General features: G+C 68.4%; 18 protein-coding genes and 3 pseudogenes. 12 read left to right on the top strand and 9 right to left on the bottom strand.

Features of this window, described 5'->3' with window-relative positions:
- Positions 1 to 108: 108 nt before the first annotated feature.
- Both alr and ACNPQM_RS24255 read left to right on the top strand, forming a co-directional pair.
- Positions 109 to 1266: pseudogene (gene alr, locus ACNPQM_RS24260) on the top strand (alanine racemase); the annotation flags it as partial.
- A 555-nt stretch (positions 1267 to 1821) separates the two neighbouring features.
- Positions 1822 to 2079 (top strand): hypothetical protein, encoded by a 258-nt coding sequence (locus tag ACNPQM_RS24255; protein ID WP_418085700.1) that lies wholly within the window; start codon positions 1822 to 1824, stop codon positions 2077 to 2079.
- A gap of 500 nt (positions 2080 to 2579) precedes the next feature.
- Here ACNPQM_RS24255 and ACNPQM_RS24250 read toward each other — a convergent pair whose 3' ends face one another.
- Positions 2580 to 3104 carry a hypothetical protein gene (locus ACNPQM_RS24250; protein WP_418085691.1) on the bottom strand — a complete coding sequence of 175 codons (525 nt, stop codon included), beginning with the start codon at positions 3102 to 3104 and terminating at the stop codon, positions 2580 to 2582.
- 156 nt (positions 3105 to 3260) lie between these two features.
- Here ACNPQM_RS24250 and ACNPQM_RS24245 point away from each other — a divergent pair.
- From ACNPQM_RS24245 to ACNPQM_RS24210, 8 genes and pseudogenes are all read left to right on the top strand, one after another.
- Positions 3261 to 3398 (top strand): annotated as a pseudogene (locus ACNPQM_RS24245) (IS5/IS1182 family transposase); the annotation flags it as partial.
- 496 nt (positions 3399 to 3894) lie between these two features.
- Positions 3895 to 4869 (top strand): LacI family DNA-binding transcriptional regulator, encoded by a 975-nt coding sequence (locus ACNPQM_RS24240; RefSeq protein WP_418085690.1) that lies wholly within the window; start codon positions 3895 to 3897, stop codon positions 4867 to 4869.
- 205 nt (positions 4870 to 5074) lie between these two features.
- On the top strand, positions 5075 to 6754 hold the full coding sequence (locus tag ACNPQM_RS24235; RefSeq protein WP_418085689.1) for an ABC transporter substrate-binding protein: 1680 nt from the start codon (positions 5075 to 5077) through the stop codon (positions 6752 to 6754).
- A gap of 21 nt (positions 6755 to 6775) precedes the next feature.
- Positions 6776 to 7825: an ABC transporter ATP-binding protein gene (locus ACNPQM_RS24230; protein WP_418085688.1), complete on the top strand. Its 1050-nt coding sequence runs from the start codon at positions 6776 to 6778 to the stop codon at positions 7823 to 7825.
- The gene (locus ACNPQM_RS24225) at positions 7822 to 8802 is read left to right on the top strand and encodes an ABC transporter permease (protein ID WP_266981156.1); all 981 of its coding nucleotides are present in this window, start codon (positions 7822 to 7824) and stop codon (positions 8800 to 8802) included. Before ACNPQM_RS24230 ends, ACNPQM_RS24225 begins: the two co-directional genes overlap by 4 nt.
- A gap of 4 nt (positions 8803 to 8806) precedes the next feature.
- Positions 8807 to 9784 (top strand): ABC transporter permease, encoded by a 978-nt coding sequence (locus ACNPQM_RS24220; RefSeq protein WP_384375139.1) that lies wholly within the window; start codon positions 8807 to 8809, stop codon positions 9782 to 9784.
- Complete coding sequence (locus ACNPQM_RS24215; RefSeq protein ID WP_418085687.1) at positions 9781 to 10794, top strand: ABC transporter ATP-binding protein; 1014 nt, start codon at positions 9781 to 9783, stop codon at positions 10792 to 10794. The genes ACNPQM_RS24220 and ACNPQM_RS24215 overlap by 4 nt, the downstream gene beginning before the upstream one ends.
- Before the next feature lie 26 nt (positions 10795 to 10820).
- Positions 10821 to 12239, top strand: a complete 1419-nt coding sequence (locus ACNPQM_RS24210; protein WP_418085686.1) for a GH1 family beta-glucosidase — start codon at positions 10821 to 10823, stop codon at positions 12237 to 12239.
- 111 nt (positions 12240 to 12350) lie between these two features.
- On the opposite strand, the pseudogene ACNPQM_RS24205 reads toward ACNPQM_RS24210, so the two are convergent.
- A pseudogene (locus ACNPQM_RS24205) lies at positions 12351 to 12753 on the bottom strand (transposase); the annotation flags it as partial.
- 723 nt (positions 12754 to 13476) lie between these two features.
- Between ACNPQM_RS24205 and ACNPQM_RS24200 the strand changes: the two are divergent.
- On the top strand, positions 13477 to 13683 hold the full coding sequence (locus tag ACNPQM_RS24200; protein WP_418085685.1) for a hypothetical protein: 207 nt from the start codon (positions 13477 to 13479) through the stop codon (positions 13681 to 13683).
- Positions 13684 to 13835: 152 nt separating this feature from the next.
- Positions 13836 to 15464 carry an IS200/IS605 family accessory protein TnpB-related protein gene (locus tag ACNPQM_RS24195; protein WP_418085684.1) on the top strand — a complete coding sequence of 543 codons (1629 nt, stop codon included), beginning with the start codon at positions 13836 to 13838 and terminating at the stop codon, positions 15462 to 15464.
- Between the two features lie 156 nt (positions 15465 to 15620).
- Here ACNPQM_RS24195 and ACNPQM_RS24190 read toward each other — a convergent pair whose 3' ends face one another.
- The 7 genes from ACNPQM_RS24190 to ACNPQM_RS24160 all read right to left on the bottom strand — a co-directional run bounded on the left by ACNPQM_RS24190 (position 15621) and on the right by ACNPQM_RS24160 (position 24714).
- Positions 15621 to 16217 (bottom strand): GTP-binding protein, encoded by a 597-nt coding sequence (locus ACNPQM_RS24190; protein WP_418085683.1) that lies wholly within the window; start codon positions 16215 to 16217, stop codon positions 15621 to 15623.
- On the bottom strand, positions 16198 to 16572 hold the full coding sequence (locus ACNPQM_RS24185) for a DUF742 domain-containing protein (RefSeq protein ID WP_358861154.1): 375 nt from the start codon (positions 16570 to 16572) through the stop codon (positions 16198 to 16200). The genes ACNPQM_RS24190 and ACNPQM_RS24185 overlap by 20 nt, the downstream gene beginning before the upstream one ends.
- Entirely contained in the window at positions 16565 to 16996 is a 432-nt protein-coding gene (locus ACNPQM_RS24180) for a roadblock/LC7 domain-containing protein (RefSeq protein ID WP_358861153.1), read from the bottom strand. Before ACNPQM_RS24180 ends, ACNPQM_RS24185 begins: the two co-directional genes overlap by 8 nt.
- A gap of 21 nt (positions 16997 to 17017) precedes the next feature.
- Complete coding sequence (locus ACNPQM_RS24175; protein WP_418085682.1) at positions 17018 to 19723, bottom strand: nitrate- and nitrite sensing domain-containing protein; 2706 nt, start codon at positions 19721 to 19723, stop codon at positions 17018 to 17020.
- 136 nt (positions 19724 to 19859) lie between these two features.
- Positions 19860 to 21047: an NAD(P)/FAD-dependent oxidoreductase gene (locus ACNPQM_RS24170; protein WP_418085681.1), complete on the bottom strand. Its 1188-nt coding sequence runs from the start codon at positions 21045 to 21047 to the stop codon at positions 19860 to 19862.
- Positions 21048 to 21196: 149 nt separating this feature from the next.
- Positions 21197 to 22750, bottom strand: a complete 1554-nt coding sequence (locus tag ACNPQM_RS24165) for an amino acid adenylation domain-containing protein (protein WP_418085680.1) — start codon at positions 22748 to 22750, stop codon at positions 21197 to 21199.
- Entirely contained in the window at positions 22747 to 24714 is a 1968-nt protein-coding gene (locus ACNPQM_RS24160; protein ID WP_418085679.1) for a beta-ketoacyl synthase N-terminal-like domain-containing protein, read from the bottom strand. Before ACNPQM_RS24160 ends, ACNPQM_RS24165 begins: the two co-directional genes overlap by 4 nt.
- Positions 24715 to 24736: the final 22 nt, after the last annotated feature.

Here is a 24736-nt window from a genome sequence, read left to right as displayed (position 1 = left end):
ACAACGCAGCGAACTTTGGCGCTTCGCGCCTCCGGGCCGAGGATGCGTTTCCCTCCCCGGCTGAAGCCGGGGATACCCACGCAAGATCACGGATGAAAGGACGACGGCATGACAATCGGCAGTCCCCACGAGGCCACCAGCCACACCCACCGAGCGGAGGAGAAAGCGCCGCTCGCGGAGGCTCGGATCGATCTCGCAGCGATCCGCGACAACACGTCCCGGCTGCGCGGCACGGCACGCTCCGCCGAAGTAATGGCCGTGGTGAAGGCCGACGGTTACGGGCATGGCATGGTCCCCTGCGCCCGCGCGGCGCTGGCCGGCGGCGCAACGTGGATCGGCGTCGCCCGCATGCACGAAGCGCTGGCACTGCGCGCATCGGGCATCAGCAGCTGCATCCTCGCCTGGCTGCTGGCCCCCGGTGACGACTGGGCTTCCGCCATGGTCGAAGGGATCGAACTGTCGGCCGGCGCCACGTGGGCGGTCGAGGCGGCGGCACAGGCGGCACAGGTCGCAGGCCGCCCGGCCCTGCTGCACCTGAAGATCGACACCGGACTGGGGCGCGGCGGCGCCTCGTCCGCCCAGTGGCCTGCGCTGGTCGAGGCTGCCTCGCGAGCGGAGGCATCCGGGCATGTTCGGGTCGTGGGGATCTGGTCCCATCTGGCTCATGCCGACTCCCCCGGCCATCCCGAGTGCGACCGGCAGGTGGAGAACTTCCGGGACGCGGTTCAGCTGGCACGAAAGGCAGGGCTGAGCCCCGAAGTCCTGCACCTGGCCAACTCGGCCGCCACGCTCACCCTTCCACAGACCCACTTCGACCTCGTGCGCCCCGGCCTCGCGCTCTTCGGGCTGAGCCCAGTACCGGAGTTGGCCGACCCGGCGGCCCTCGGCCTGCGGCCGGCAATGACGCTCACCGCACGGCTGGTCTCCGTCAAACGGGTCCCCACCGGACACGGAGTCTCCTACGGCCACCGCTACCGCGCCTCCCGCGAGACGACGCTCGGCCTCGTCCCCCTCGGGTACGCAGACGGCGTACCCCGGCATGCCTCCGGCACCGGTCAGGTCCTCGCCGCCGGCCGTTGGCGCACGGTGGCCGGCACGGTCTGCATGGACCAGTTCGTCGTCGACCTCGACGGCGACACGGCCGCAGTCGGCGATGAGGTCGTGCTCTTCGGCCCCGGAGACCGCGGGGAGCCCGGCGCCGAGGACTGGGCGCGTGCCGCCGGGACCCTCTCCTACGAGATCGTCACGCGCATCGGTGCCCGCGTACGTACACCGGTGATTCCAGCCCCGACGAACGCTGAAAGTCGCCCCATTCATCGGCCCCGTTCAAAAAGCCTGCGGAACGGCTCACAGCACCACACCGCTCACCCGCAAGCACCGGTCACGACACATCCCCCGGCATGGCCTACAGCGGCATCAAGCAGTCCGGTCCGGGCCGCAAATACTCCGTGGACGGCGCGCTCGAAAGCTTCACTCCGCACAAGATTTTTCACCATCGCCTACCGGCCTGACACCCTTCCTCGCGCCACCCGAACGCGCACCCGAATCACCCTCACGACGTCTGACAGGCGTCGCCGAAGCCGGACCTGCACCGGTCTGCTGTTCCCCACTCCGCTCCGGCGGCGCCTGTCGTACGACAGCTCCGCCGTACCTGAAGGAGACCCTCCATGGGTACCACCACCCCTCCGCAGCCGGCCCCCGGCGTGGAGCTCACCGATGACGGGCTCGCGCAGAGCCTGACCGCGCGCCACATCCGGAAGCTCGCCGTCGGCGGTCGACCCTCACGACCATGCTGAAGGAGGCGCCCTCGCCAAACTCGGCCTGTCCGAACCGCGCCTTGTTCACGCGACGAATTACGGCTCCCTGGAACCATGCGCCAAACGCGCCTCACGGCCCCGGCCCTGCGCCCAGCTCATCCGCGACGCAAGCATCCACCGTGTCGTCGCCGCCTGGCGCGAACCCGACACCTTCCTCCCAGGAGCCGACGGCACCGAACTCCTCCAGGATGCAGGCGTCACGGTCATCGAACTTGCCGAATACGCCAGCGCCGCGAGGACCCCGAACCAACACCTGCTGTAGCTCATTGGTGACTTGAGCAGCTGACTGAACAGATCCTGCTGGCCCATTCCGGCCCCCGCCGCGCGGCCGTCCAGCCGCAGTAGCGCCGTCGGCGGCGGAGTAGAAGCCGGTGGAGTCCTTGCGGGTCCCAAGGTGGGACCGCCCGCGGGGTCTACTCGCTGGCGCGCGCCGCCCTCGTCGCCTCCGACCTCGACCTGCTCGAGCTGGCCCGCGAGATGTGCCATCAGCACGCCTCCGCCTACCTCCACTCCTGCCCCCTGCCGGTCGGGGTGCTGGGCATCGCCGACCGGCCGAGGTATCTGTCACCGCCCTGAGGTGGCCGCGGCGCCTGCTACGGCCGGACACGGTTCTCACACCGAGAGGCTTTACATCCTCACGTTTTCTCTCGTTGTCCGTTTCACCGGAGGTGGAGCGGACCAGCCTGACACGGTCGGGGCCCGCCCCCTAGTGGAGGCAGGCCCCGCCGCCATCATCCGCTACGGGTTGGCCCTTGAGCCCCTTTAGCCGACGGAAACCACAGGTTCAGGCCCCGGAAAGTTCGGAGGGAGCCCATGCGGTGCGGCCGTCCCAGAGCACAGCCAGGCGAGATAGCCCGTGAGGCTGCCCTCGTAGTGGTACCAGTCGTCATTCCGCCCGGCCACAACGACTGTCCATTCGTTGGGCTGCCCTGCTGTGCGCCAGTAGAACTCGTCCCCGTCAATCGAGCTGCCCCACAGCAGCAACCCTCCCGATTCCGGGAACGCAGGGTAGTCACCGAGCATGCCCTTCTGCGCCATCCCTTCGGCACCGGCGAGATCCTCTCTCGCCACCTCGACGAACCCCGCCTCGTTTCCTGGGGCCGGCGACGTCACGGAGAGGAATTGCCCGATCTCCAGCCGAGGGTACGACTCCGCCAAAGCGATGTAGTCGTCTGGCAGCCCAGTCCCCAAACCATCGAAGACCACTTGCCAGTTGATGCGCCGTGGAACTTCGAGACGCTGCACCATCAGCCCCGGTAGCGCAACCTCCAAGGATGCGATACTCAACAGCCACCTCCGTTTGCGTTCTTGTTTTCTATCCGCACACTGAGCCCTTATCAACTTGACTTAAATAACCACGAGTTGATCGGGGGCTGATGGAGCGAAGAGGCTCCTGGTAGAGGGTGTCATGACCAAGATCCACCGTACTGCCAGGAGCGCCGAGTGGTTGCGTACCTGTCGGCGATCGGCCTGTCCAGCCGCACCGTGCGCTACCTGACCGCGCGACGCCGCGAGACCGGCACTCGATGGCGACGCCTGACGGCTGGGCGCCAGGCCCTGCTCGCCCTCGCTCATCTGCGTTCGTACCGCCGCCACCGTTCCCGGAGCCGAAGGAAATCGGGGTCTGTGCCTCCAGGCCCCGGGTGACATGCCGGCCACCGGCATCGTCCGTCGTGGTCAGCGCGATGTTCACGGTCTCAGCGGCCGCCTGGGCGGTGCCGGACGAGACCCCGGTGAGACCCGCTGTCGCGAGCACTGCGGCGACCAGTGCGCGGGCCGCTCTGCTTGATCTGATCACGGGCTGCTGCCTTTCTCGGTAGGGCTGTGGGGGAGTTGCCGTCGATCGAGGCGTGAGTGAACTGCTGTTATGTGCCCACGTCAAGAGGGTGTGCGTTCATGACTTGAAGACACAACGCGCCCCGCCTGCTTGGAATATGGGTACGGACCAATCTCGGCGTGAAGTATTGACGGCACTGTTCCGGCGCGGTTAACTCACGCCGCAACGCCGGTACCGGTTCCGGAACCGGTTGCGGTACCGGTTTCAGCTCCCTGTCATGCCTTGCCCTGGAGGCCCCCGATGCGAGTCACCATCGCCGATGTCGCCCGCGAGGCCGGCGTCAGCAAGACGACTGTGTCCCGGGTCATCAACACCAAGGGCGAAGTGGACGGTTCCACGGCCGCCCGTGTTCGTGAAGTGATCGCACAGCTGGGTTACGTACCCAGCTCGGGCGCCGTCGGACTGGCCCGTGGAAGCAGCCGTACGGTCGGCATGCTGGTGCCCTCGCTCACCTGGCCGTGGATGGGCGAAGTGCTCCAGGGTGTCGTCGACACCGTCGAAGCGGCCGACTACGGGCTGCTGCTCTTCACCTGCAACCGGGGTGCGGAATCGGTGGAGCGCTTCACCAGTCAGGTGTCGGCGCGTGCCTTCGACGGACTCGTCGTCGTCGAACCCGAGAACACCCTCGATCACCTCACCGCACTGCACCGTGGTGGTCTGCCGATCGTGCTGATCGACGACCGCGGCCACCACCCCGAGTTCCCCTCCGTCGTGACCACCAACCGCGAAGGAGGTGCGTCCGCCGCCCGTCATCTGCTGTCCGCAGGACGTACCAGGCCCCTGGTCCTCACGGGCCCCCAGCACTTCGGCTGCGTGCGCGACCGGCTGGACGGATTCCGTACGGTTCTGCCCACCGATCTCGTCGTCCAGGGGGACTTCACCGAACGGTGCGGCCGCCAGGCCGTGGAGCAACTCCTGGCCGACGGCGTGCAGTTCGACTCGGTCTTCGCGCACAACGACATCAGTGCCGCAGGCGTGCTGCGGGCGTTGCGCTCGGCCGGACGGTCCGTGCCCGACGACATCGCGGTGGTCGGCTTCGACGACATCCCGATGGCCGAGCACACCGAACCGCCGCTGACCACCGTGCGCCAGCCCACTCGTCAGATGGGTGAGACGGCGGCACGGTTGCTGCTCTCCCATCTGGGTGGCACGGCCGTTCCGGACGAACCGGTCGTGCTGCCCACCGAACTGGTCGTGCGCCACTCGGCGCCGTAGCGGTCCGGCCGGTCCGACCGGCCATCCGCTTCCCGTTGTTCCACTCTGTCAGGCACCACCCCGCGCCTCCCCGCGCACACCTGCGCACCACCGGCACGACCAGCAGCACCCGCACCACTCCGCCCCGCCCGAACACGGCGCGCCGAGCGCTGCCCACCCCCCGTTCCCCGGATCTCCCAGACCCGCAGTCCTTCCTGGAGTCGCCATGTCCGCACGTCGTCACCCCGCGCTGAGAGCGCTCTCACTCGCCACCGTCGTGGTCGCTCTCGCCACCGGTTGCTCGTCCGCCAACTCGGGTGCCAACAAAGGGGGTGGTGCCGCCTCCGGCGTGCTGACCCTGGGCAAGCCGGACGGACCGCAGACGAACAACAGCAACCCGTTCCTGTCCACCTCGGCCGGTGCCACCCTCGGCTACCGCTTCATGATCTACGAGCCCCTGGCGATGACGAACCAGATCCGGCCCGCGGACAAGGCGGACCCGTGGCTGGCGAGCGACTGGAAGTGGGAGCTCAACTTCACCAAGGTCACCTTCACCCTGGATGACAAGGCCAAATGGGCCGACGGCAAGCCGCTGACCGCCGAGGACGTCGCGTACACCTTCGAGCTGCTCAAGAAGCACCCGGCGCTCAACGGCAACGGCATCCCGTTCGACGGGATCAGCGTGGAGGGCAAGAAGGTCCTGCTGACCTTCCAGGACTCGCAGTACGTCAACCAGAACAAGATCATCCAGCAGTTCATCGTACCCAAGCACATCTGGAAGGACGTCAAGAACCCGGAGACCTGGCCCAACCGGACGCCGGTCGGCTCGGGACCGTACAAGCTCAAGACGTTCACCCCGCAGACCACCACGCTGACCGCCACGCCCACGTACTGGAAGGGCGCGACCAGGGTCAAGGAGCTGCGCTACACCGCGTACAACGACAACAGCGCGGCGACCACGGCGCTGGCCGGCGGCAAGGTCGAGTGGTCGTTCGTCTTCATGCCGAACTACAAGCAGCTGTTCATCTCCAAGGACCCGAAGAACCACAAGCTCTGGTTCCCGTCCGGGCTCGGCATCCACGGACTGTGGTTCAACACCACCCGCAAGCCGTTCGACAACCCGGCGCTGCGCAAGGCGATGGCGATGGTCGTCGACCGCAACGCGATCTACACGCAGGCCGAGGCGACCCTCTACCCGGAGATCACCAACCCGACCGGCATCCCCCTGCCCGCCGGTGAGTCGTTCCTCGCGCCCGAGTACAAGAGCGCCACCACCAAGCCGGACGTGGAGGGGGCCAAGAAGGTGCTCGCCGACGCCGGGTTCAAGCTCGCCGGCGGGGTCCTGAAGGACCCGAGCGGCAAGCCGGTCAAGCTCACCTTCACCGACCCGGCCGGCTGGAACGACTACATCACCGGGCTCTCGATCATCAAGGACAACATCAAGCAGCTCGGTATCGAGGCGAAGGTCAAGACGCAGACCGCCGAGGCCTGGGGCGCGGACGTCGCCAACGGCAACTTCGACGCCACCCTGCATTGGACCAACAGCGGCGCGACCCCCTACGACATGTACCAGAACATCATGGACGGCGCGCTGCTCCAGCCCATCGGCAAGGCCTCCCAGATCGGCAACTTCGGCCGCTTCAAGAGCACCGAGGCGACCGAGGCGCTCAAGGACTTCGCCAGTGCCACCGACGACACCGCCCGTACCGACGCCATGAACACCCTGCAGAAGATCATGGTCGAGCAGGCGCCGATGATCCCGACGGCGGCCGCCCCCATCGGAGCCGAGTACTCCACGAAGAACTGGGTGGGCTGGCCCACCGAGGCCGACCCCTACGCCCCGCCGCAGCACACCCAGCCGAGCGCGCTGGAGATCGTGCTGAAGCTCAAGCCCGCCAAGAAGTAAGTACGGGGAAACGGACCGGCCATGACCACCACCGATCAGACCGACGTCGTGCTCGAAGCGCACGGAGTCACCAAACACTTCCCCGTCCGGCGTACCGGTCGCGACCTCGTCGCGGGCAGGCGCCGCACCGTCCACGCCGTCGACGACGTCTCGCTGCACCTGAGGCGCTCCACCGTCACGGCGCTGGTGGGAGAGTCGGGCTCCGGGAAATCCACCGTCGCCCGGCTGCTCGCCCAGCTGTATCCGCTCACCGGGGGCGAGATCCGGCTGGGCGGGCAGGCGGTGAAGGCAGGCCGTGGCCGGTCCTTCCGCAGTTATGTCCGCCAGGTCCAGCTGATCTTCCAGGACCCGTTCGCGTCGCTCAACCCGGTGCACACCGTGCGCTACCACCTCACCCGGGCGCTGAGGATCCACGGGCGGGAGGCAACCGGGAGCGAACTCACCGAGCTGCTGGAGCGGGTACAGCTGACTCCCGCCGCGCAGTACCTGGACAAGTTCCCGCACGAGCTCTCCGGCGGCCAGCGCCAGCGCGTCGCCATCGCCCGTGCGCTCGGTGCCGACCCGAAGGTCCTCCTCGCCGACGAGCCGGTCTCGATGCTCGACGTATCCATCCGGCTCGGAGTCCTCAACCTGCTGCGGGACCTCAAGGAACGCCTCCACCTGGCGATCCTGTACATCACCCACGACATCGCCTCCGCCCGCTACTTCGCGGACACCACGCTCGTGATGTACGCGGGCCGGATCGTCGAAGGCGGCGACAGCGAGACCGTCACCCAGCGCCCCGCGCACCCGTACACCCAGCTGCTGATCGCCTCCGCGCCCGACCCGGACCGGGTGGTCGCCGAGGCAGAACAGGAGGAGACCGGCAGCGGCGAACCGCCCTCGCTGATCGCCCCGCCGGCCGGCTGCCGCTTCCACCCGCGCTGCCCGAAGGCGATGGAGCGCTGCCGCACCGAACTGCCGCCGCGCTTCGACCTGGCGGACGGCCAGTGGGCGGCCTGCTGGCTGTACGCGGACGGCGCGGAGACCACGGACAACGACGGCGACCACGAGAAGGAGGCTGCGAAGTGAAGTACCTGCTGCAACGGCTCGCCTTCTACCTGGTCACCGCGTGGGCGGCGATCACCATCAACTTCCTGATCCCGCGCATGATGCCGGGTGACCCCGTCCAGGCGCTCATGGCCCGCTTCCAGGGCCAGTTGGACACCAGCGCCATCGCCTCGCTCAAGGCGCTCTTCGGACTCGACAAGCAGCAGTCGCTCTGGCAGCAGTACACCGACTACTGGTCGCATCTGCTCGACGGCGACCTCGGGCTGTCCTTCACCTTCTTCCCGACGCCGGTCAGCGAGGTGATCGCCCAGTCGCTGCCGTGGACGCTCGCGCTCGTCGGTGTCACCACCCTGATCAGCTTCGTGCTCGGTACCGGCATCGGCGTCTTCACCGGCTGGCGGCGCGGCTCCTGGATGGACAGCCTGCTGCCCGTCACCACCTTCATCTCCGCCATCCCGTACTTCTGGCTGGGGCTGATCGCCATCGCCCTGTTCGCCGTGAAGTGGCCGCTGTTCCCGGCCGCGGGCGGATACGACAGCGCCCTGGTGCCCGCCTTCGACTGGCCGTTCATCTCCAGCGCGCTGTATCACGCGGCGCTGCCGGGGCTCACGATCGTGCTCAGCGCGGTGGCCGGCTGGATCCTCGGCATGCGGAACATGATGGTGACGGTGTCCAGCGAGGACTACGTCATGGTGGCCCAGGCCAAGGGGCTCTCCGAGCGCCGGGTGATGTTCGGATACGCGGCACGCAACGCGATCCTGCCCAACATCTCCGGCTTCGCGCTCTCCCTCGGCTTCATCGTCGGCGGCACGCTGCTGGTGGAGATGGTCTTCTCCTACCCGGGCATCGGCTACCAGCTCTTCCAGGGCGTGGGCGCCAAGGACTACCCGCTGATGCAGGGCGTCTTCCTGATCATCACGCTCTCCGTCCTCGCGGCGAACCTCCTCGCCGACGTGATCTACATGGTCCTCGACCCCCGTACCCGAAGGGAGGCCTAGGAACATGGCTGTCACCGCCGCCGAGGTCGCCGTACTCGACACGACCGAGACCCCGGCACCGAGTAAGCGCAGATTCCGGTTCCTGCGCGGCCGCAAGACCGTCGTCGGGCTCGGCATCCTGCTCTTCTTCGTCCTGATCGCCGTCATCGGGCCGTGGATCGCCCCGTACGACCCCGACGCCATGAGCAACGAACTGCTCCAACCGCCGTCCGGAGCACACTGGTTCGGCACCACGCAGACCGGTCAGGACGTCCTCTCGCAGATCCTCGTCGGCACCCGCGGCGTTCTGGTCGTCGGCTTCGTCGCCGGGATCTTCGCGACCGTCCTGTCCGTACTGATCGGAGTCAGTGCCGGCTTCCTCGGGGGCACGGCCGACGAACTGCTCTCGGTGCTGTCCAACGTCTTCCTGGTCATCCCGGGACTGCCGCTGATCATCATCATCGCCAGCTTCGTCTCCGACACGGGTGACCTCCTGATCGCCACCGTCATCGCCTTCACCTCGTGGGCGTGGGGGGCGCGCGTCCTGCGCGCGCAGACGCTGTCGCTGCGCCGCCGGGACTACGTCGAAGCGGCCCGCGCCACCGGCGAGTCCACCTGGCGGATCATCCTCTTCGAAGTCCTGCCGAACCTGACGGCCGTCATCGCCTCCGGCTTCGTGGGCACGGTGATCTTCGCGATCCTCTCCGAGATCACCCTCGCCTTCATCGGCGTCGCCGACATCTCCAACTGGAACTGGGGGACCGTCCTGTTCTGGGCGCAGTCCAACCAGGCGCTGGCCCAGGGCGCGTGGTGGTGGTTCGTCCCGGCCGGGCTCTGCATCGCCCTGCTCGGCATGTCCCTCGCCCTGATCAACTTCGGCATCGACGAGTTCGTCAACCCACGGCTGCGTACGGAGACGGGCGCGTCCCGGAAGGTCCGGATGCGGGTCGGCTTCACCCCCGTGGCACGTCCCGGCACCCCTGAGAAGGAGACCCGCCCATGAGCGAGCCCGTCCTCACCATCAGCGGACTCCACGTGGACTACGGGACCGGCGACGACGCCGTGCACGCGCTGCGCGACATCGACCTCACCCTGCACCGCGGCGAAGTCCTCGGCCTGGCCGGCGAGTCGGGGTCGGGCAAGTCCACCCTGGCGTACGCCGTCACCCGGCTTCTCTCCCCGCCCGGAGTGATCACCGGCGGCGAGGTCCACTACCACCAGCGCGACGGCGAAGCACTCGACCTGCTGACCCTGACCGCCCCCGAACTGCGTGCCTTCCGCTGGCAGGAGCTGTCGATCGTCTTCCAGGGCGCGATGAACTCCCTGAACCCGGTGCACACGGTCCACAGCCAGCTCACCGACGTGCTCAAGGCCCACCGCCCGGAGATGAAGCGGGCCAAACGCACCGCACGCGCAGTGGAGCTTCTGTCCCTGGTCGGCATCTCGGCGGACCGGCTCTCCGCCTACCCGCACCAGCTCTCCGGCGGCATGCGGCAACGCGTGATGATCGCGATGGCGCTCGCACTGGAGCCCGAGATCGTCATCATGGACGAGCCCACGACGGCCCTGGACGTCGTCATGCAGCGCCAGATCCTGCGCCAACTGGTCAAGCTCCGCGAGGAGCTGGGCTTCTCCGTCGTCTTCATCACCCATGACATCTCGCTGCTGATCGAGTTCTCGGACCGTATCGCGATCATGTACGGCGGCCGGATCGTCGAGGAGGCCGGTGCCTCCGACATCTACCGCGACCCCCGCCACCCCTACAGCGACGGACTGCTGCACTCCTTCCCAGCGCTGCACGGCCCCCGCCGCGAACTCACCGGCATCCCCGGCTCGCCCCCGCATCTGTCGGCGATGCCGGACGGCTGCGCCTTCCACCCCCGCTGCGGCAAGGCGCTCGATCCGTGCGCCACCCAGGTGCCGGTCCTGGCCCGACCGGACGGTGACGGCGCCCGAACAGTGGCCTGCTGGCTCCATCAGCCCACGCCGGCCACCGCCACCCCCCGCTCGTAGCGACCCACGCACACCACAGGAGAACCATGAACCTCGTCATCCCCCAGGGATACGCCCGCGAGATTGCCGCCGAGCCCGTCCACGGTCTGCCCGCCGACTTCCGCTGGGGCGTTGCCACCGCCGCCTACCAGATCGAGGGAGCGGCCGCCGAGGACGGCAGAACCCCGTCGATCTGGGACACGTACTGCAGGGTGCCGGGCATGGTCGTCCGCGGTGAGAGCGGCGATGTGGCCTGTGACCACTACCACCGGATGCCCGAGGACGTGCAACTGATCGCGGACCTGGGCGTCGACACGTACCGCTTCTCGCTCGCCTGGCCGCGCATCCAGCCCGGCGGCCGCGGCCCGGCCAACGCAAAGGGACTCGACTTCTACAAGCGCCTGGTCGACGAGCTGGAGTCGAAGGGCATCACTCCCTGGATCACGCTCTACCACTGGGACCTGCCCCAGGAGCTGGAGGACGCGGGCGGCTGGCCGGCCCGGGACACCGCCTACCGCTTCGCCGAGTACTCCGCCCTCGCCTACGACGCGCTCGGCGACCGGGTCAGGCACTGGACCACGCTGAACGAGCCCTGGTGCTCCGCGATGCTCGGATACGCGTACGGAAGCCAGGCCCCCGGCCGTACGAACTTCGGCGAGGCGATCCACGCCGTCCACCACCTCCTCCTCGGCCACGGGCTCGCCTCCCGGTACATCCGTGAGACCGCCGCCGCCCGGGGCAACGAGCTCGAACTGGGCATCACACTCAACCTCGGCACCGCCACACCCGAGACCGACAGCCACGAGGACGCCGAGGCCTGCCGCCGCGCCGACGGGCTCGGCCGTCGCCTCTACCTGGACCCGCTGGTCAAGGGCACCTACCCCGAGGACGTCGTCGCCGACCTCGCTCTGCGCGGCGTCGAACTCCCGGCCCAGGACGGCGACCTGGAGATCATCTCCACCCCGATCGACATCCTCGGCGTCAACTTCTACCGCGGCACGCTCTTCTCCGGCGTCACCGAGGACGGCTCCCCGCTGGACGCCGACGGCCTGCCCGTCACCCGTGGCGTGGAGCGCGATCTGCCGCGTACGGCCATGGACTGGGAGATCACCCCCACTGCCCTCACCGACCTGCTGGTGGGGCTGGAGAAGGACTACGGCATTCCGACCGTCATCACCGAGAACGGCGCCGCCTTCGACGACACCGTCTCCGAGGACGGCCGGATCCACGACGCCGACCGCACCACCTACCTCGCCGACCACATCGCCGCCGTGGCCGCCGCCCGCGCCGAAGGAGCCGATGTCCGGGGCTACTTCGCCTGGTCGCTGATGGACAACTTCGAGTGGTCCTACGGCTACGACAAGCGGTTCGGCATCGTCCGCGTCGACTACGACACGCAGGAGCGGACGCTCAAGGACAGCGCCGAGTGGTACCGCGACACCATCCGTCTCACCCGCGACGCATGAGCCGCACCGCTGCGACAGAAGATTTCGTGTCCGAAGGAGCCGCAATGCCATCACCCACCCGCCGGCACAGCCGGTACCGGGCCGGACCGACGACAGCGGCGCCCGCCGCCGTCACCGTCCTGGCCAGTCTGGAGGGTGCGCGAGAGCGGCTCGCGTCGTGGCCTGGGGTGTGCGGCCTGGGGGGCGTCCGAGGCCTGGGCGGGCGGTTTTCGGTGCTTGGGCTGGGCAGGCGGTCTTCGGGCGGATGTGCCGAAAATCGCGGAGGACGCGGGCGGGAGTGAGCCTGTCCGGCGGGCTCGGTTTCTCCCATGGCCGTCAGAGATCGGCTGCCAGCGGGCGGGCGGGACGGAGCTGGGTGTAGGCGGCGAGGATGAGCCAGGTCCAGCGGTCGGCCGCTTCCGGGGTGCGGATCTTCGGGCAGGTCCAAGCCGAGGGCCTGTTTGAAGAGGCGGAAGGTGTGCTCGATGTCGAATCACCGCAGGTATGCCTGCCAGAGGCGGTCGACGTCGGCGGGGACGGGACCGGGTCTACGACCTGTTCCGGCGCCGGCAGCGGGACGGAACCTGCGCGCGAGATGACCCACTGGCGGGACTACCTCGACCCGGTCGCCGTCGCCGGCCGGCAGAACCTCGCTGGAGGGGGAGCTCCAACCTGCCCGCAACCCGAGGACACGAGACCGGACAGCGGCCCGGCTGATCGACCACCCGCCCTGTTCGCCAGCTTCACCTGTTCGCCGGGACCGCTATGGACATGGCCCCGCTGTCCCCCCTCGCTGCACCCGAGCTATCCCCCGCCGTCCGCCTCTCCGACACCCGGCGTGCATTCCACTGCGACGCCCACCCCATGACCACAGGCTGCTGAGACCTCTTCTGGCTGTCCCATCACCTGCCCATCAGCCCAACCACCGTGCCTGCACGCCAGGCTGGAAAAGGCTCATTGCAGAGCATCGTCAGGTTGACAGTCGTTACTGGCCCGTGCGGTTGACCTCTTCAGCGATGCGGGCGCAGGACGCCTCATTGTTGTGGGCGGTTATGTTCGATGTCGCCCCTGGCGTCCCCACAGCGGTGTACCCGATGGTGAAGCATCGCATGGCTGCACGCTGTCACGGACTGCACACCACGGGGGAACCTCACTCCAGAGTTGCCCAAGATGCGGCCGTCCAACATGCCTCACCCGCGGTCCGTGCTCCCGGTGCCGGCGAAGTCAGTGCGGTTCGCGCGGCTGGGGGCGACGGCAGGTGGCCTCGGGCCACGTAGTGCGGCTCGGTCGGGTTCGCTCACCGCAGTCGATCAGGGTCCGTTTCGACACGAGCCGGGCCGGGACCGTCGACGTCGCGCTCCACACCATGGCGTCCGTCGACGCGGTGGTCGCCGCGCACCCGGAGGTCGACTGGGAGCAGCTGCGCGCGGTGGACAGGGGTTGTGAGCTGCTGTCGGTTTGCTGAGCTGAAGTGAGTGGTGGTGTGCGGGAGTGAGTCCTGTCGGTGGGTTGGTGGGGGTGGGAACTGAAGTTCTGGGGTCGAATGGGTGACCTTGCCGGCTGCTGCTCGTTGGGCTGGACAGCAGGTGTCTGGCCTTTGAGGGCGGGGGTGATGTGGTGGGTGGTGTGCGGAAGTTGGCCGTGTCCTTCGTGGTGCCCGGGCCTTGCGGGGTGGCGGTCCGAGACCGCCTCAAGAACCTCACCCCCCAGGACGAGAGGGTGCTGCGTGCGGTCGGCGAGCATCAGGGTGCGTTGGCCTCCGGTGATCTCAAGGCTCGCTGTGCGGACGGTCTGGAGCACGGTGCGGACACGTGGGCGGCGCGTAAGCGGGAGCTGACGGCATTGTCGTCGTCGCGGATCGCGGGTGCGATCACCAAGGCCACGCACGATCAGTGGGCGCTCGCGCGCCGTTGCCAGGCGGCGCATATCCAGAAGCTGGCAGCCGGGATCAACATGCTGCGGCACCGCCTGTCCCTCCCGATCGGGGAGAAAGGCACCAAGCGCGCGGCGGGTGGCTACCGGTCGAAGAGCGAGTGGTTCCGCAAATCTCGTCGCCTCGCGATGCTGGAAGACCGGCACGCCACTGTTGTTGCCGAGTGGCAGGCCGGGCGGGTGCGGGTGGTGCGGGGTGGCAGACGTCTCCTGAACACCCGCCACCACCTCGCCCAGGCCCAGCTCACCGAAGGCCAGTGGCGGCAACGGTGGGAGGCGGAGCGCTGGTTCATCGGGGCGGATGGTGAGTCGGGGAAGCGGTTCGGGAACGAGACGATCCGCGTCACCCCGGACGGCGAGGTCAGCATCAAGCTGCCTGCCCCGCTCGCGCACCTGGCCAATGCCCAGCACGGCCGGTACGTCCTCACCTCCACCGTGGCGTTCGCGCACCGGGGCACGGAGTGGGCCGACCGCATCACCGCGAACCGGGCCGTCGCCTACCGCATCCACCTCGACACCCAGCGCGGTCGCTGGTACCTCACCGCATCCTGGCAGCGCCCCGTCGTGAAGACCATCCCGTTGGAGACCGCCCGCGCCCGGGGCATGATCGGCGTCGACACCAACGCCGACCACTTCGCCGCCTACCGGCTCGACCCGCACGGCAATCCCATCGGAGACCCGCGCCGCTTCCCCTACGACCTGTCCGGGACCGCCAGTCACCGCGACGCACAGCTCCGCCACGCGCTGACCCGCCTGATCAACTGGGCGGTGCGTGCCGGTGTCGCCGCGATCGGTATCGAAGACCTCGACTTCACCACCGAGAAGACCCGGGAGAAGCACGGCCGCCGCAAACGGTTCCGGCAGCTCATCTCGGGCATCCCGACCGGCAAGCTCAAGGCCCGGCTGGTGTCGATGGCCGCCGAACACGGCCTCGCGATCATCGCGGTCGATCCCGCCTACACCTCCCAGTGGGGTGCCCAGCACTGGCAGAAGCCGCTGGCCACCCCGCACCGCACCATGTCCCGTCACGATGCCGCCGGTATCGCGATCGGACGACGCGCCCTCGGGCACCCGGTCCGGCGTCGGACGGCACCGCCCCCGCACGACCGGAGTGATCGTGCGGGGCATCGGACCGTCCAGGCCGGACCAGGTGCCCGGGGGCGTGAGGGAACCCGCCCACCCGCAACGGACCGGCCCCCTGGAGGGCCGTCGCCGAACGGGACGCGAAAGCGGGAACCCAGCGCATTCAACACCGTTCGGGATGCGCCCGGTACGCAGCAGTGGGTCCAGGACTCACTCATGCACACTGGTTAGGAACGGTCGACGCTCTCCGCTCGCCGCGCTGCGGCCTCCATCCGCTTCGCCATCTGGGACCAGATCACCGGCGCTGCCGAGCGCAAGCCCACCACGCCCCGACGGCGCCATCAGACACTCACACATCCAACAATGTAACAGCGCCCTGGCCGGCGGTCAGCAGCCCGCCACCTGCGTCAAACGGGCGGCGGCCTGTGCTCGAGCCGCTTCCAGCACCGCAAGGATCACTTCCTTGCTGGAGTTGCGATCGCGGACGTCACACAGGATGACGGGTATCGAGGGGGCCAGGGCCAGTGCCTGTCGCACTTGCTCGCTCGTGCAGTCCCTATGACCGTTGAAGCAGTTGACGCCCACGGCAAACGGGATCTCGCGCGACTCGAAGAAGTCGATCGCGGCGAACGACGCGTCGAGTCGCCGAGTGTCCGCAAGCACCACCGCCCCGAGGGCGCCGGTAGCCAGGTCGTCCCACATGAACCAGAAGCGGTCCTGGCCCGGGGTGCCGAAGAGGTAGAGCACCAGTTCCGGGGAGATGGTGATCCGGCCGAAGTCCATTGCCACGGTGGTGGACAACTTGCCTTCCACACCAGCGAGGTTGTCGACCCCCACGCTCGCTGCGGTGATGCGCTCCTCGGTCTCCAGCGGCGGGACCTCGCTCACCGAGCCGACCATGGTGGTCTTGCCCACGCCGAAGCCACCCGCGATGAGGATCTTCAACGCTGTCGGCATGATCCTCTCAGAGCTGGCGGATACCATCCATGACCCTTTCGATGAGTTCCACGCTCGGTCGGTCCGTGTCCCCGGGCGGCGCCTGGACCAGGATCATCGAGGCGTTGAGCAAGTCCCCGCAGAGAATCTTCACCACGCTCACCGGTAGGTCCAGGTGAGCGGCGATCTCTGCGACCGCCACCGCGCGGTCCCGGCAGAGGCCCAGGATTTCGGCTGACTCGGGCTCCAGGGGCCCGTGGTCGACCTCATGAGGGGACCGGGTGACGACCAGTGTGATCAGCGTGAAGGTGTGCTGGCTGTGGCGCGTCCGGCCGCCGGTTATTGCGTACGGCCGGACTTGCCGCCCGGTCTCCCCATCGTCGAACCACCGTGTGTCAGGCATCCTGAGTGTGGCCGTGGGGAGAGGTTTCGACGCGCGGCGCGGCGCTGAGGTACTTACCCACCTGCTTGACTAGCGTGCCCATCTCGAATGCCATCATCCCGATGTCCACTTCTTCGGAGGCAATTGCGGCCAGCCTCGCTCCCGTGCCGGCGGCGGTGACAAAGAGGAATGCCTTCTCCATCTGGATGACGGTCTGCTGGACCTCTCCGCCTTGGAAGTGCCGTGCGGCGCCGCGGGCGAGGCTGTGCATTCCCGACCCGACGGCGGACAGGTGCTCTGCGTCGTCCTGGCGAAGGTCCTGTGATTTGCCGATGAGGAGCCCGTCCCCGGACAGCACGATGGCGCAGCGGATCTCCGGAATCCGGGACACCAGGCTGTCCAGGAGCCAGTCCAGCTGGGGAGCGGCGTGTACCTGCTCAGTCATTACTGAATGTTTCCCTCACAGTTAGTTGGCGGCACGGTCATGCGGATCAGCCTGTCCGTCCACACCAGCCGACTCGTCGGCCTCAGAGATCCTGGCCCGCTTCAGCCCCCGCTGAATGGCGATCATGGTACGAGCTGACTCGGCCGGGGAGAGGCCGCCCATCTCGCCCTCGTCGCCCCTATCCTTCTTGACCGGCACGTACGCTGCCTCCCTGCGCAGTTGCTGCGCCAGGTTCACACCGGGGGTCCGCTGTGGAAGGACCTGGGGGGTCGCCAGTGGTTGTGACGCATCTTCGACCAGTGGCGGCGCTGCTTCCCTGGTGGGTAGCGGGGATGAATTCGGGAGACGTTGCGGGGACGAACCCTCGTCCCATGGAGGAGGCGCATGGTGGGTCGGTGGCCGGGACGCGGGCTGTGTGTGGTCGTCCGCGGCTGGAGCAGGCTGCCTGGCCTGGTGCCCTGGGTGCTCTTGGGCGTGGGGCCACTCCGCTGGTGCAGCAGCCGGTGGCTGGGCCGCCGGATGACCTGAGGACGGCAACAGACCTGCACCTCCGTACTCGGGATACCCATGGTGGTCGACGAGTTGGACTTGCGAGGTGGCCTCTGCGATGCCGACCGCTGCGCTCCCGACAGGCGCGTTGATGGCCGCCGCATTGGCGGCCGAGGCGGCCGAGGCGGCCGATGTGAGCTGGTCCAGCAGCGGGGACTTGTGCTCTTCGAGCAGTTCGGATGGCAGGAACACAATGGCGAGCGTTCCGCCGTAGACCGATTCGCGCAGCTCCACCTTGATCTTGTGCCGCTTCGCGAGCCGGGCCACCACGAAGTGTCCGAGACGCGGGTCGTCCCCCAGCGACAGGACATCCAGCTTAGGAGGGTGCGCGAGGAGGTGGTTGGCGCGGAAGCGGTGGTCCTCAGGCATCCCGAGGCCGTGGTCCTCGATGTGGACGGCCAGGCCCTTGGCGACCTTCGTGGCGCTGACGAAAACCTGGGTTTCCGGCGGGGAGAAGCTGGTGCCGTTCTCGATGAGCTCCGCAAGGAGGTGGGTGACGTCGGCGACGGTCCGGCCGGCGAGGGAGACCCGCCGATCCGGGGGAAGGTTCTTCACCTTGACGCGGGTGTACTGCTCGGTTTCCGCCACGGCGCTGCGCATCACATCGGTGATGGAGACGGGAGCGGTCACACGGCGCGTGGGCGGGGACCCGCCGAGGATCACGAGGTTTTCCGAGTGGCGCCGCACGCGGGTGGCGAGGTGGTCGACCTTGAAGATGTCTTTCAGCAGGTCGGAGTCTTCGTGCTTGCGCTCGAGATCGTCGAGAAGCGAGATGAGGCGGTGGATCAGGATCTGCGTACGCCGACTCAGTTGGGCGAAGACCTTCTCCGTGCCCTCGCGGCCGAGTGACTGCTGCACGACGGTGTCCGCGGCCACGCGTCCGAGATTCTCGATCGCTGCGTGGAGACGGTCTATCTCATCGGTGGCCTGGCGGCCATCGGGTCGCGGTGCGACGGGCTCGGCCCGCTCTCCCCGCTGGAGTTGGGCGAGGACCTTGGGGAGCCCGACGGCTGCCATATTCTCGGTCTGCTGCTGAATCCGGGAGAGCCGCTGGAGCATCGAGCGCCGGAACCGCATGGTCAGCGCTCCGCCGATCCCCAGGGCGGTCAGTGCGGCGACGGTCCCGAGGATGACGCCCAGCAGGAGGTCGTCGGCCCGGTCCTCGGCCGTCTCGTTCAGGTTCCCGAGGGAGTCCGATCCCAGGTTCTGCAGCTTGCGCACGACTCTGTCGGCGGCGTCCGGCCATTGCTTGGCCTGGTCGGGCAGTTGCGCATCGCGGGTGGACACCACGGCGTCTTCGACCGATGCGATCGTGGTCCACGAGGAGCTGCCGGTGAGGCTTTCGTAGGCGGTGGCCTCGCCCGCCGGAAGGGCGGCGGTGTCCAGGCCGGTGCGGGCCTCCTGCTGGATCGCGACGTACTGGCCGAACTGGGTGCGGGCCGCCGCTGCCATACGGCCTGTCGGCAGCGAGCCGGATATCAGCGCGTCCTCGCGCGAGAGCTTCTCCGTGAGCTGCACCAGGGACATCGCGGCGGCGGCGTGGTGGGCAAGGCTGCCGTCGTCGGTCCGGGTGGCCGTGGCGAGCAGGCTCATACTGTCGGCGATGGTGTCAGTGAAGTACTGGAAGGCGCTCGCGCCATGGAGGGACCGCGCGTCGATCGCGTCGCGCCGGTCGGACAAAGCGTCCAGTGCCTCGGTCAGCTTCTCGGCCCGGTTCTTGAGCTGGTCCGTATCATGCCCGCCGGATGTCCGGCGGAAATCTTCGACGGCGGCGTCGGTTCTGGTCCGGGCCTTGTCCAGCGCGGCGCGTGAGGAGCTGTTGGGCGCGGCCTGCCAGGCGGCGGTCAGGCGGCGCTCGTCTTGTAGCCGGGTCACCACGTCGTGGGCGGGCTGGCCGATGAACGCAACATTGTCCGCATCGGCACTCAGTTGGGCCTGCTCATCCACCAGCCCGACAGCCGTGTAGCCCCAAACTCCGGTCAGGCAGAGCGCCGGAGCGACAAGGGGCAGAGCAATCGAGTAGCGCAAAGATCTGCGCGGGGCGGACCTGTGACGGGTCCGCCTGTCGCGGGTGCCTGGCATCTGATTCCTCGTACGGCAGCGAAAAACTGTTGGCAGTAAAGGACGGTACAAAATGCCTAACTTTCCTCCATGATCGGTGCTTTGACAGAGTGTCATCAAAGATCACGGTCCGGAGAACCGTACCAGGAGCATGCCCGCTCGTCAGCATTCCTTCCGGTCGGCCGCTGCCTTCGAAGCCGCCTGAGCAGGGGCGCAGTCCGGCCCGAAGCCGACCGCTCGCTTGCAGGGGCGGTCACAGCAGGGCCAGCAGCTTCGGGGTGTAAAGGGCGCTGATCGTCTCAATTCCAGCGACCATGTCGAAATAGATCGCGGTGAGCTCACGATCCGTCTGCACCGCGCGCAGCAGGGACAGGCGCTGCTCGTGCGGCACGGCCAGTTGCGCCACTGTCAGCGTGGATTCATAGCCAGGGGTGAGAACCTTATCCCGGTCCTCGGCGTAGTCGCGGAGCGTCTGGTCGAGCTGGTGCGCATCGCCGCCCAGCCGGTCGCCCACGCGCTGCACGAGGGTCTCCGCCTGGAAGAACGCGTCGCTGATCCCACGTGCAGTGATGGAGTCCTTGTGGTGTCCGGCGTCGCCCACCAGGGCCCAGCCGGGTCCGGTTGCCTGCCGGAAGTAGTTCTGCTGTTCACCTGTGCCGCGCAGGCGCTCGGTACGGCGCCTTCCCTGGAGACGTTCATACAGGGCCGGCGCTGTCGTGCGTATCTGTTCCAGGTAGGCCCGCTGCATGTCGGTGCGCACTTCGTCGAATCGCGACTGAGGGAAGTAGGCCAGGACGAGGGTCGCACCGTCGTTCGTGGGGACGGCGGCTACCCAGCTCCCGGGCTTCTCGTACAGCTCCAGGACGGCTGGCACGTCGTCCCAGTACGCGTAGTAGGCGCAGGTCAGCCGAGGGTCCTGAACGATGTAGGGCGCCGCGGCGAGTTTCGCGACGGTGGATCGCATGCCATCCGCGCCGATCACCAAGTGGGTTCGTTCGGTGAAGGGGCGGCCGTCGTGCTTGCCTTCCACGCCGATGACGCGTCCCGTCTCGTCACGAAGCAGGCCGGTCACGGAGGCCTGCTCACGGAACTCGACGCCGGCTGCGACGGCGGCGTCCACCAGGATGGCGTCCAGGACGTGGCGGCGAGGGGCGTATCCGGCGTGCTGTCCCTCTACGCCTCTGGCGCAGCCTTCGAGTCGGATGTCGGCGACTTCGTAGACCACATGGTCCAAGGGCGGGCAGCCCGAGGCGTGCACGGTCTCGAGCAGGCCCCAGCGGGCGAGTGCAGCGATGCCGGGCTGGTGGATGAGGTGGGTGGAGAGGGTGTCAGAGGGGAATCCCGCGCGGTCGAGCATGAGGACCCGGTATCCAGCACGGGCCAGCAGCATGGCGGTGGGGGATCCGGCGCAGCGCGCCCCTACCACTATGGCGTCGTACATCTGCGTGCCTCTCAGACATCGGGTACTTGGTGGTGGGAGCCGCGATTGCCGCATGTTGAGGCAATCGCGGGCCGCAGCTCCGGCAGGGGGCGGGACGCGCGCTTGTGACGGGAGCGAGCGCCCCAGGCGCGGGGCTGGGAAAGCGTGTGTCAGTGACGGCGACCGAGTTCGGTGAGGAGTGCACGCCGGTCGATCTTGCCGTTCGGGTTGAGTGGCAGTTGGTCGATGACCGCGATGCGGCGCGGGAACATGTAGGGCGGCAGGCGGTCGCCCAGTGCGGCATACAGCTGCTGGTCGGTGCAGTCGGTGCCAGTGACCGCGGCCTCCAGCTCCGGCTCGCCGTCGGCGGCAGGCACCGTGAGCACGATCGCGTCGCGTACGCCGGGTTGTTCCCTGAGCATCGCTTCGATCTCCCCGAGTTCGATGCGATGGCCGCGGATCTTCACCTGGTGGTCGGTCCGTCCGAGGTGGACCAAGTGGCCGTCGTGCATGGCGACCCGGTCTCCGGTGCGGTACCAGTGCTGAACCGTCAGGGGTCCGGTTCCGTCGTAGGGGTGGACGGCGCCTTCTTCGTCGAGGGTCAGGAACCGGCCGGTGTTGTTCGCCGCGTCCAGGTAGCCGGGGATGCGCTGCGGTCCGCGGATGCAGAGCTCGCCGGCGTGCGACGGCCGGCCGTTTTCGTTGAGGAGCAAGACGTCCAGGGTCGGGTAGCAGGTGCCGATCGGCACGGTGCCGTTGGCCGTGGTGGGCCAGTCCGCCCGCTTGCGGGGCAGCCGGTAGGCGGTGCAGGAGATGGTGAGCTCGGTCGGGCCGTAGAGGACTTCCAGAGCGCTGTCGGGGGCGGCCGCCTGCCATTCCTTGGCCGCCGCCAGCGTCAGCGGTTCGCCTCCGAAGATGCTCCAGCGCAGGGTGGGCATGCTGTCGGGCTTCAGCGTGCCGAGGCGTGAGGCGAAGGAGATCAGCGACGGCACAGAGAACCAATGGCTGAGCCGCAGCTTGTTGATCGTCTTCACCGGTGACAGAAGCTGGCTGCGCATCGGCACCACGAGTGTGCCGCCGGACGCCCAGGCGACGAATAGGTCGTGCACCGAGCCGTCGAAGGTGAGGTCGAAGGTGCCCGAGAGCCTGCTGCCGGGCCCGATGTCGTAGCGCGGCGCCACATGGGCCAGGTAGGTGGAGATGTTGCGGTGCGAGACCGGAACTCCCTTGGGGGTGCCGGTCGATCCGGACGTGAAGATGATGTACGCGATGCCGTCCGGTTCTGCTTCGGGGAGCGGGAGTTCGTGGAGCGGCTTGGTTTCCGGTGCGGCCGGCTCGTCGGGGCCTGCGACGAGCAGGGGGACGCCGAAGTCGGCGTCCGGTCCGGAGGGGTCGGCCAGGATGAGGTCCAGCTCCGCGGCCTTGGCTATGTGGACGGTGCGGGCGGCCGGGTGCTCGCGGTTGAGGGGCACGATGGCGGCGCCGGTGCGGAGGATGGCGAGGTAGCCGGCGTACGCGGTCACCGAGCGGCCGGCGAGCAGCCCGACCCGCCGAGGTGCCTCGCCGCCGGCCGCCGCGACCAGCCGGGCCGCGAGCCGTTCGGCCAGGTTGCGCAGTTCCGTGTAGGTCAGGTGGTCGTCGCCGACTTCCAGGGCGGTGCAGTCGTCGCCGAAGGTCTCGGCGGAACGGTCGAACCACGCATACAGGCTCTGGGGGTTGTTCATCGCGCGACTGCCTCCGCTGCCTGCAGCGCGTGGATCCACTCGCGCAGCGCGCCCACCGTGCGCAGCCGCCCGAAGTCCTCGGGGTCGACTTCGATGCCGGATCTCTTGGACAGTTGCACGATCAGGCGCAGTTTGGCCAGCGAGTCGATCCCGATCGCGTCAAGTGTGGAGTCGTCGTCGAAGGGGACGCGAGCGTGCTCGCGCAGCACCCAGGCGATCAGGTCGTCGTCGTCTTCGTGTTGTTCCTCGCCGGGCCAGTAGCGCTTGGTCTGCCAGGGGTAGCCGGGCAGCGGGACGAAGCGGCTGTGCTTCCCGAACACCTCATCCCAGTCGGGCGTCCCGCCCTTGCGGTAGGTCGCGGCGGCCCCGGCCAGGACAGCGGGCGTCGCCTCGGATTCGGATGCACCCGCGGTCCCGTTGAGTGCAGCCGCCAGTTCCTGGTGGGTGGCCCCGATGACCGCCAGCCGGTGCTGGTGGTGCTGGCGGCGGATGGCTGCGCTGTGGCAGATGTCGCGCAGGCGGAAGGCGGCGCCCTGCCCGTCGGGGCCGAGGTAGGCGGCGTAGGAACGGGCCAGAGCGTCCAGGGCTGCTGGCGTACAGGCGGAGATCGCAAGCACGTACGGCGTGCCGTTGCCTGCCGCTGCGGGGTCGGTCGGGAGGGGGTCGGCCTGTCTGATCACCACGTGGGCGTTGAGGGCGGAGGATCCCTGTCCGGAAATGCCCGCTATGGCAGGTCGGCCCCGGTCGGGCAGGTCAGTGAGCGTGGCCGGTACGACGACCGGCAGCCTGTCCCAGGGGACGTCGGGATGGGGTGTGTCGAGATGAAGGCTGGGCGGGACCTGGCTGTGTTCCAGGCAGAGCACCGCCTTGATCAGTCCCGCGATGCCGCCTGCGGCCTCGGCGTGGCCGATATTCGTCTTTACCGAGCCGACCAGCAGCGGCCGATCCGACGGTCTGCCTTCGCCCAGGACTTGGCCCAGCGCGCTGATCTCGAGGGGGTCGAGTGCGGGTGAGCCGGACCCATGAGCCTCTACGAAGTCCACGTCGGCCGGGTCGACCCCGGCGTCCTCGTAGGCCCAGCGCAGCGCCTCGATCTGGCCGGTCATGGACGGGTTCAGCACCGAGTCGCTGGTGCGGCCGTCGTTGCTGACGGCGCTGCCCTGGATGACGGCTCGTATGCGGTCGCCGTCGGCCAGGGCGGCGGTGAGGGGCTTGAGGACGACGACGCCGACGGCGTCGCTCGGCGCGTGGCCGTCGGCGCTCGCGTCGCCGAACTTGCTCCGGCCGTCGGCGGCCAGGCCCCCGGCCTGTGTCATGACGATGCCCTCGTCGGGGCGGAGCGCGAGGTTCACCCCGGCGGCCAGCGCCAGTCGGCTCTCACCGGCCCGCAGGCTCTGAACGGCACTGTGGACGGCCGTCAGCGAGGAGGAGCAGGCCGTGTCCAGAACAATGCTGGGTCCACGGAAGTCGAACGCGTAGGAAAGGCGGGCCGCCAGCAGCGAACGGAAATTGCGGAGCTGCGAGGCCGTCGCCCCCTCCAGGCCCTGGCGGAGCTGGATCTCCAGAAAGTCCGCCCGGGCGTTACCGACGAAGACCCCGGCCCGGCTGCCGGCCAGCTGGTCGGGTCGCTGGCCGGCGTCCTCCAACGCCTCCCACGCCGTCATCAGCAGCAGCCGCTGTTGCGGGTCGAGTTCCACCGCCTCGGTGGCGGACATCTCAAAGAACTCGGCGTCGAACTCGGCCATTTGGTCCACGTAGCCGGCGCGGCGGCTGGCGATGGTCCCCAGCCCGGCCTGCGGAGAGTACAGAGCATCCACGTCGTAGCGATCAGGTGGTGTCTCGCTGGTGACGTCTACAGCGTCTCTCAGCACGTCCCACAGCTCATCGGGCCCTGAGGCGCCAGGGAACCGGCAGGCCATGCCGATCACCGCCACGGACCGTGCATCCACGTCCCACCTGTTCAACAGAACACTCCTTCGATTCCCT

Source organism: Streptomyces sp. NPDC056231, assembly GCF_048270745.1.
In the GTDB taxonomy this organism is placed as follows: domain Bacteria; phylum Actinomycetota; class Actinomycetes; order Streptomycetales; family Streptomycetaceae; genus Streptomyces.
The sequence above is the reverse complement of the archived record's forward strand: the minus strand, read 5'-3'. Positions and strand labels throughout refer to the sequence as shown.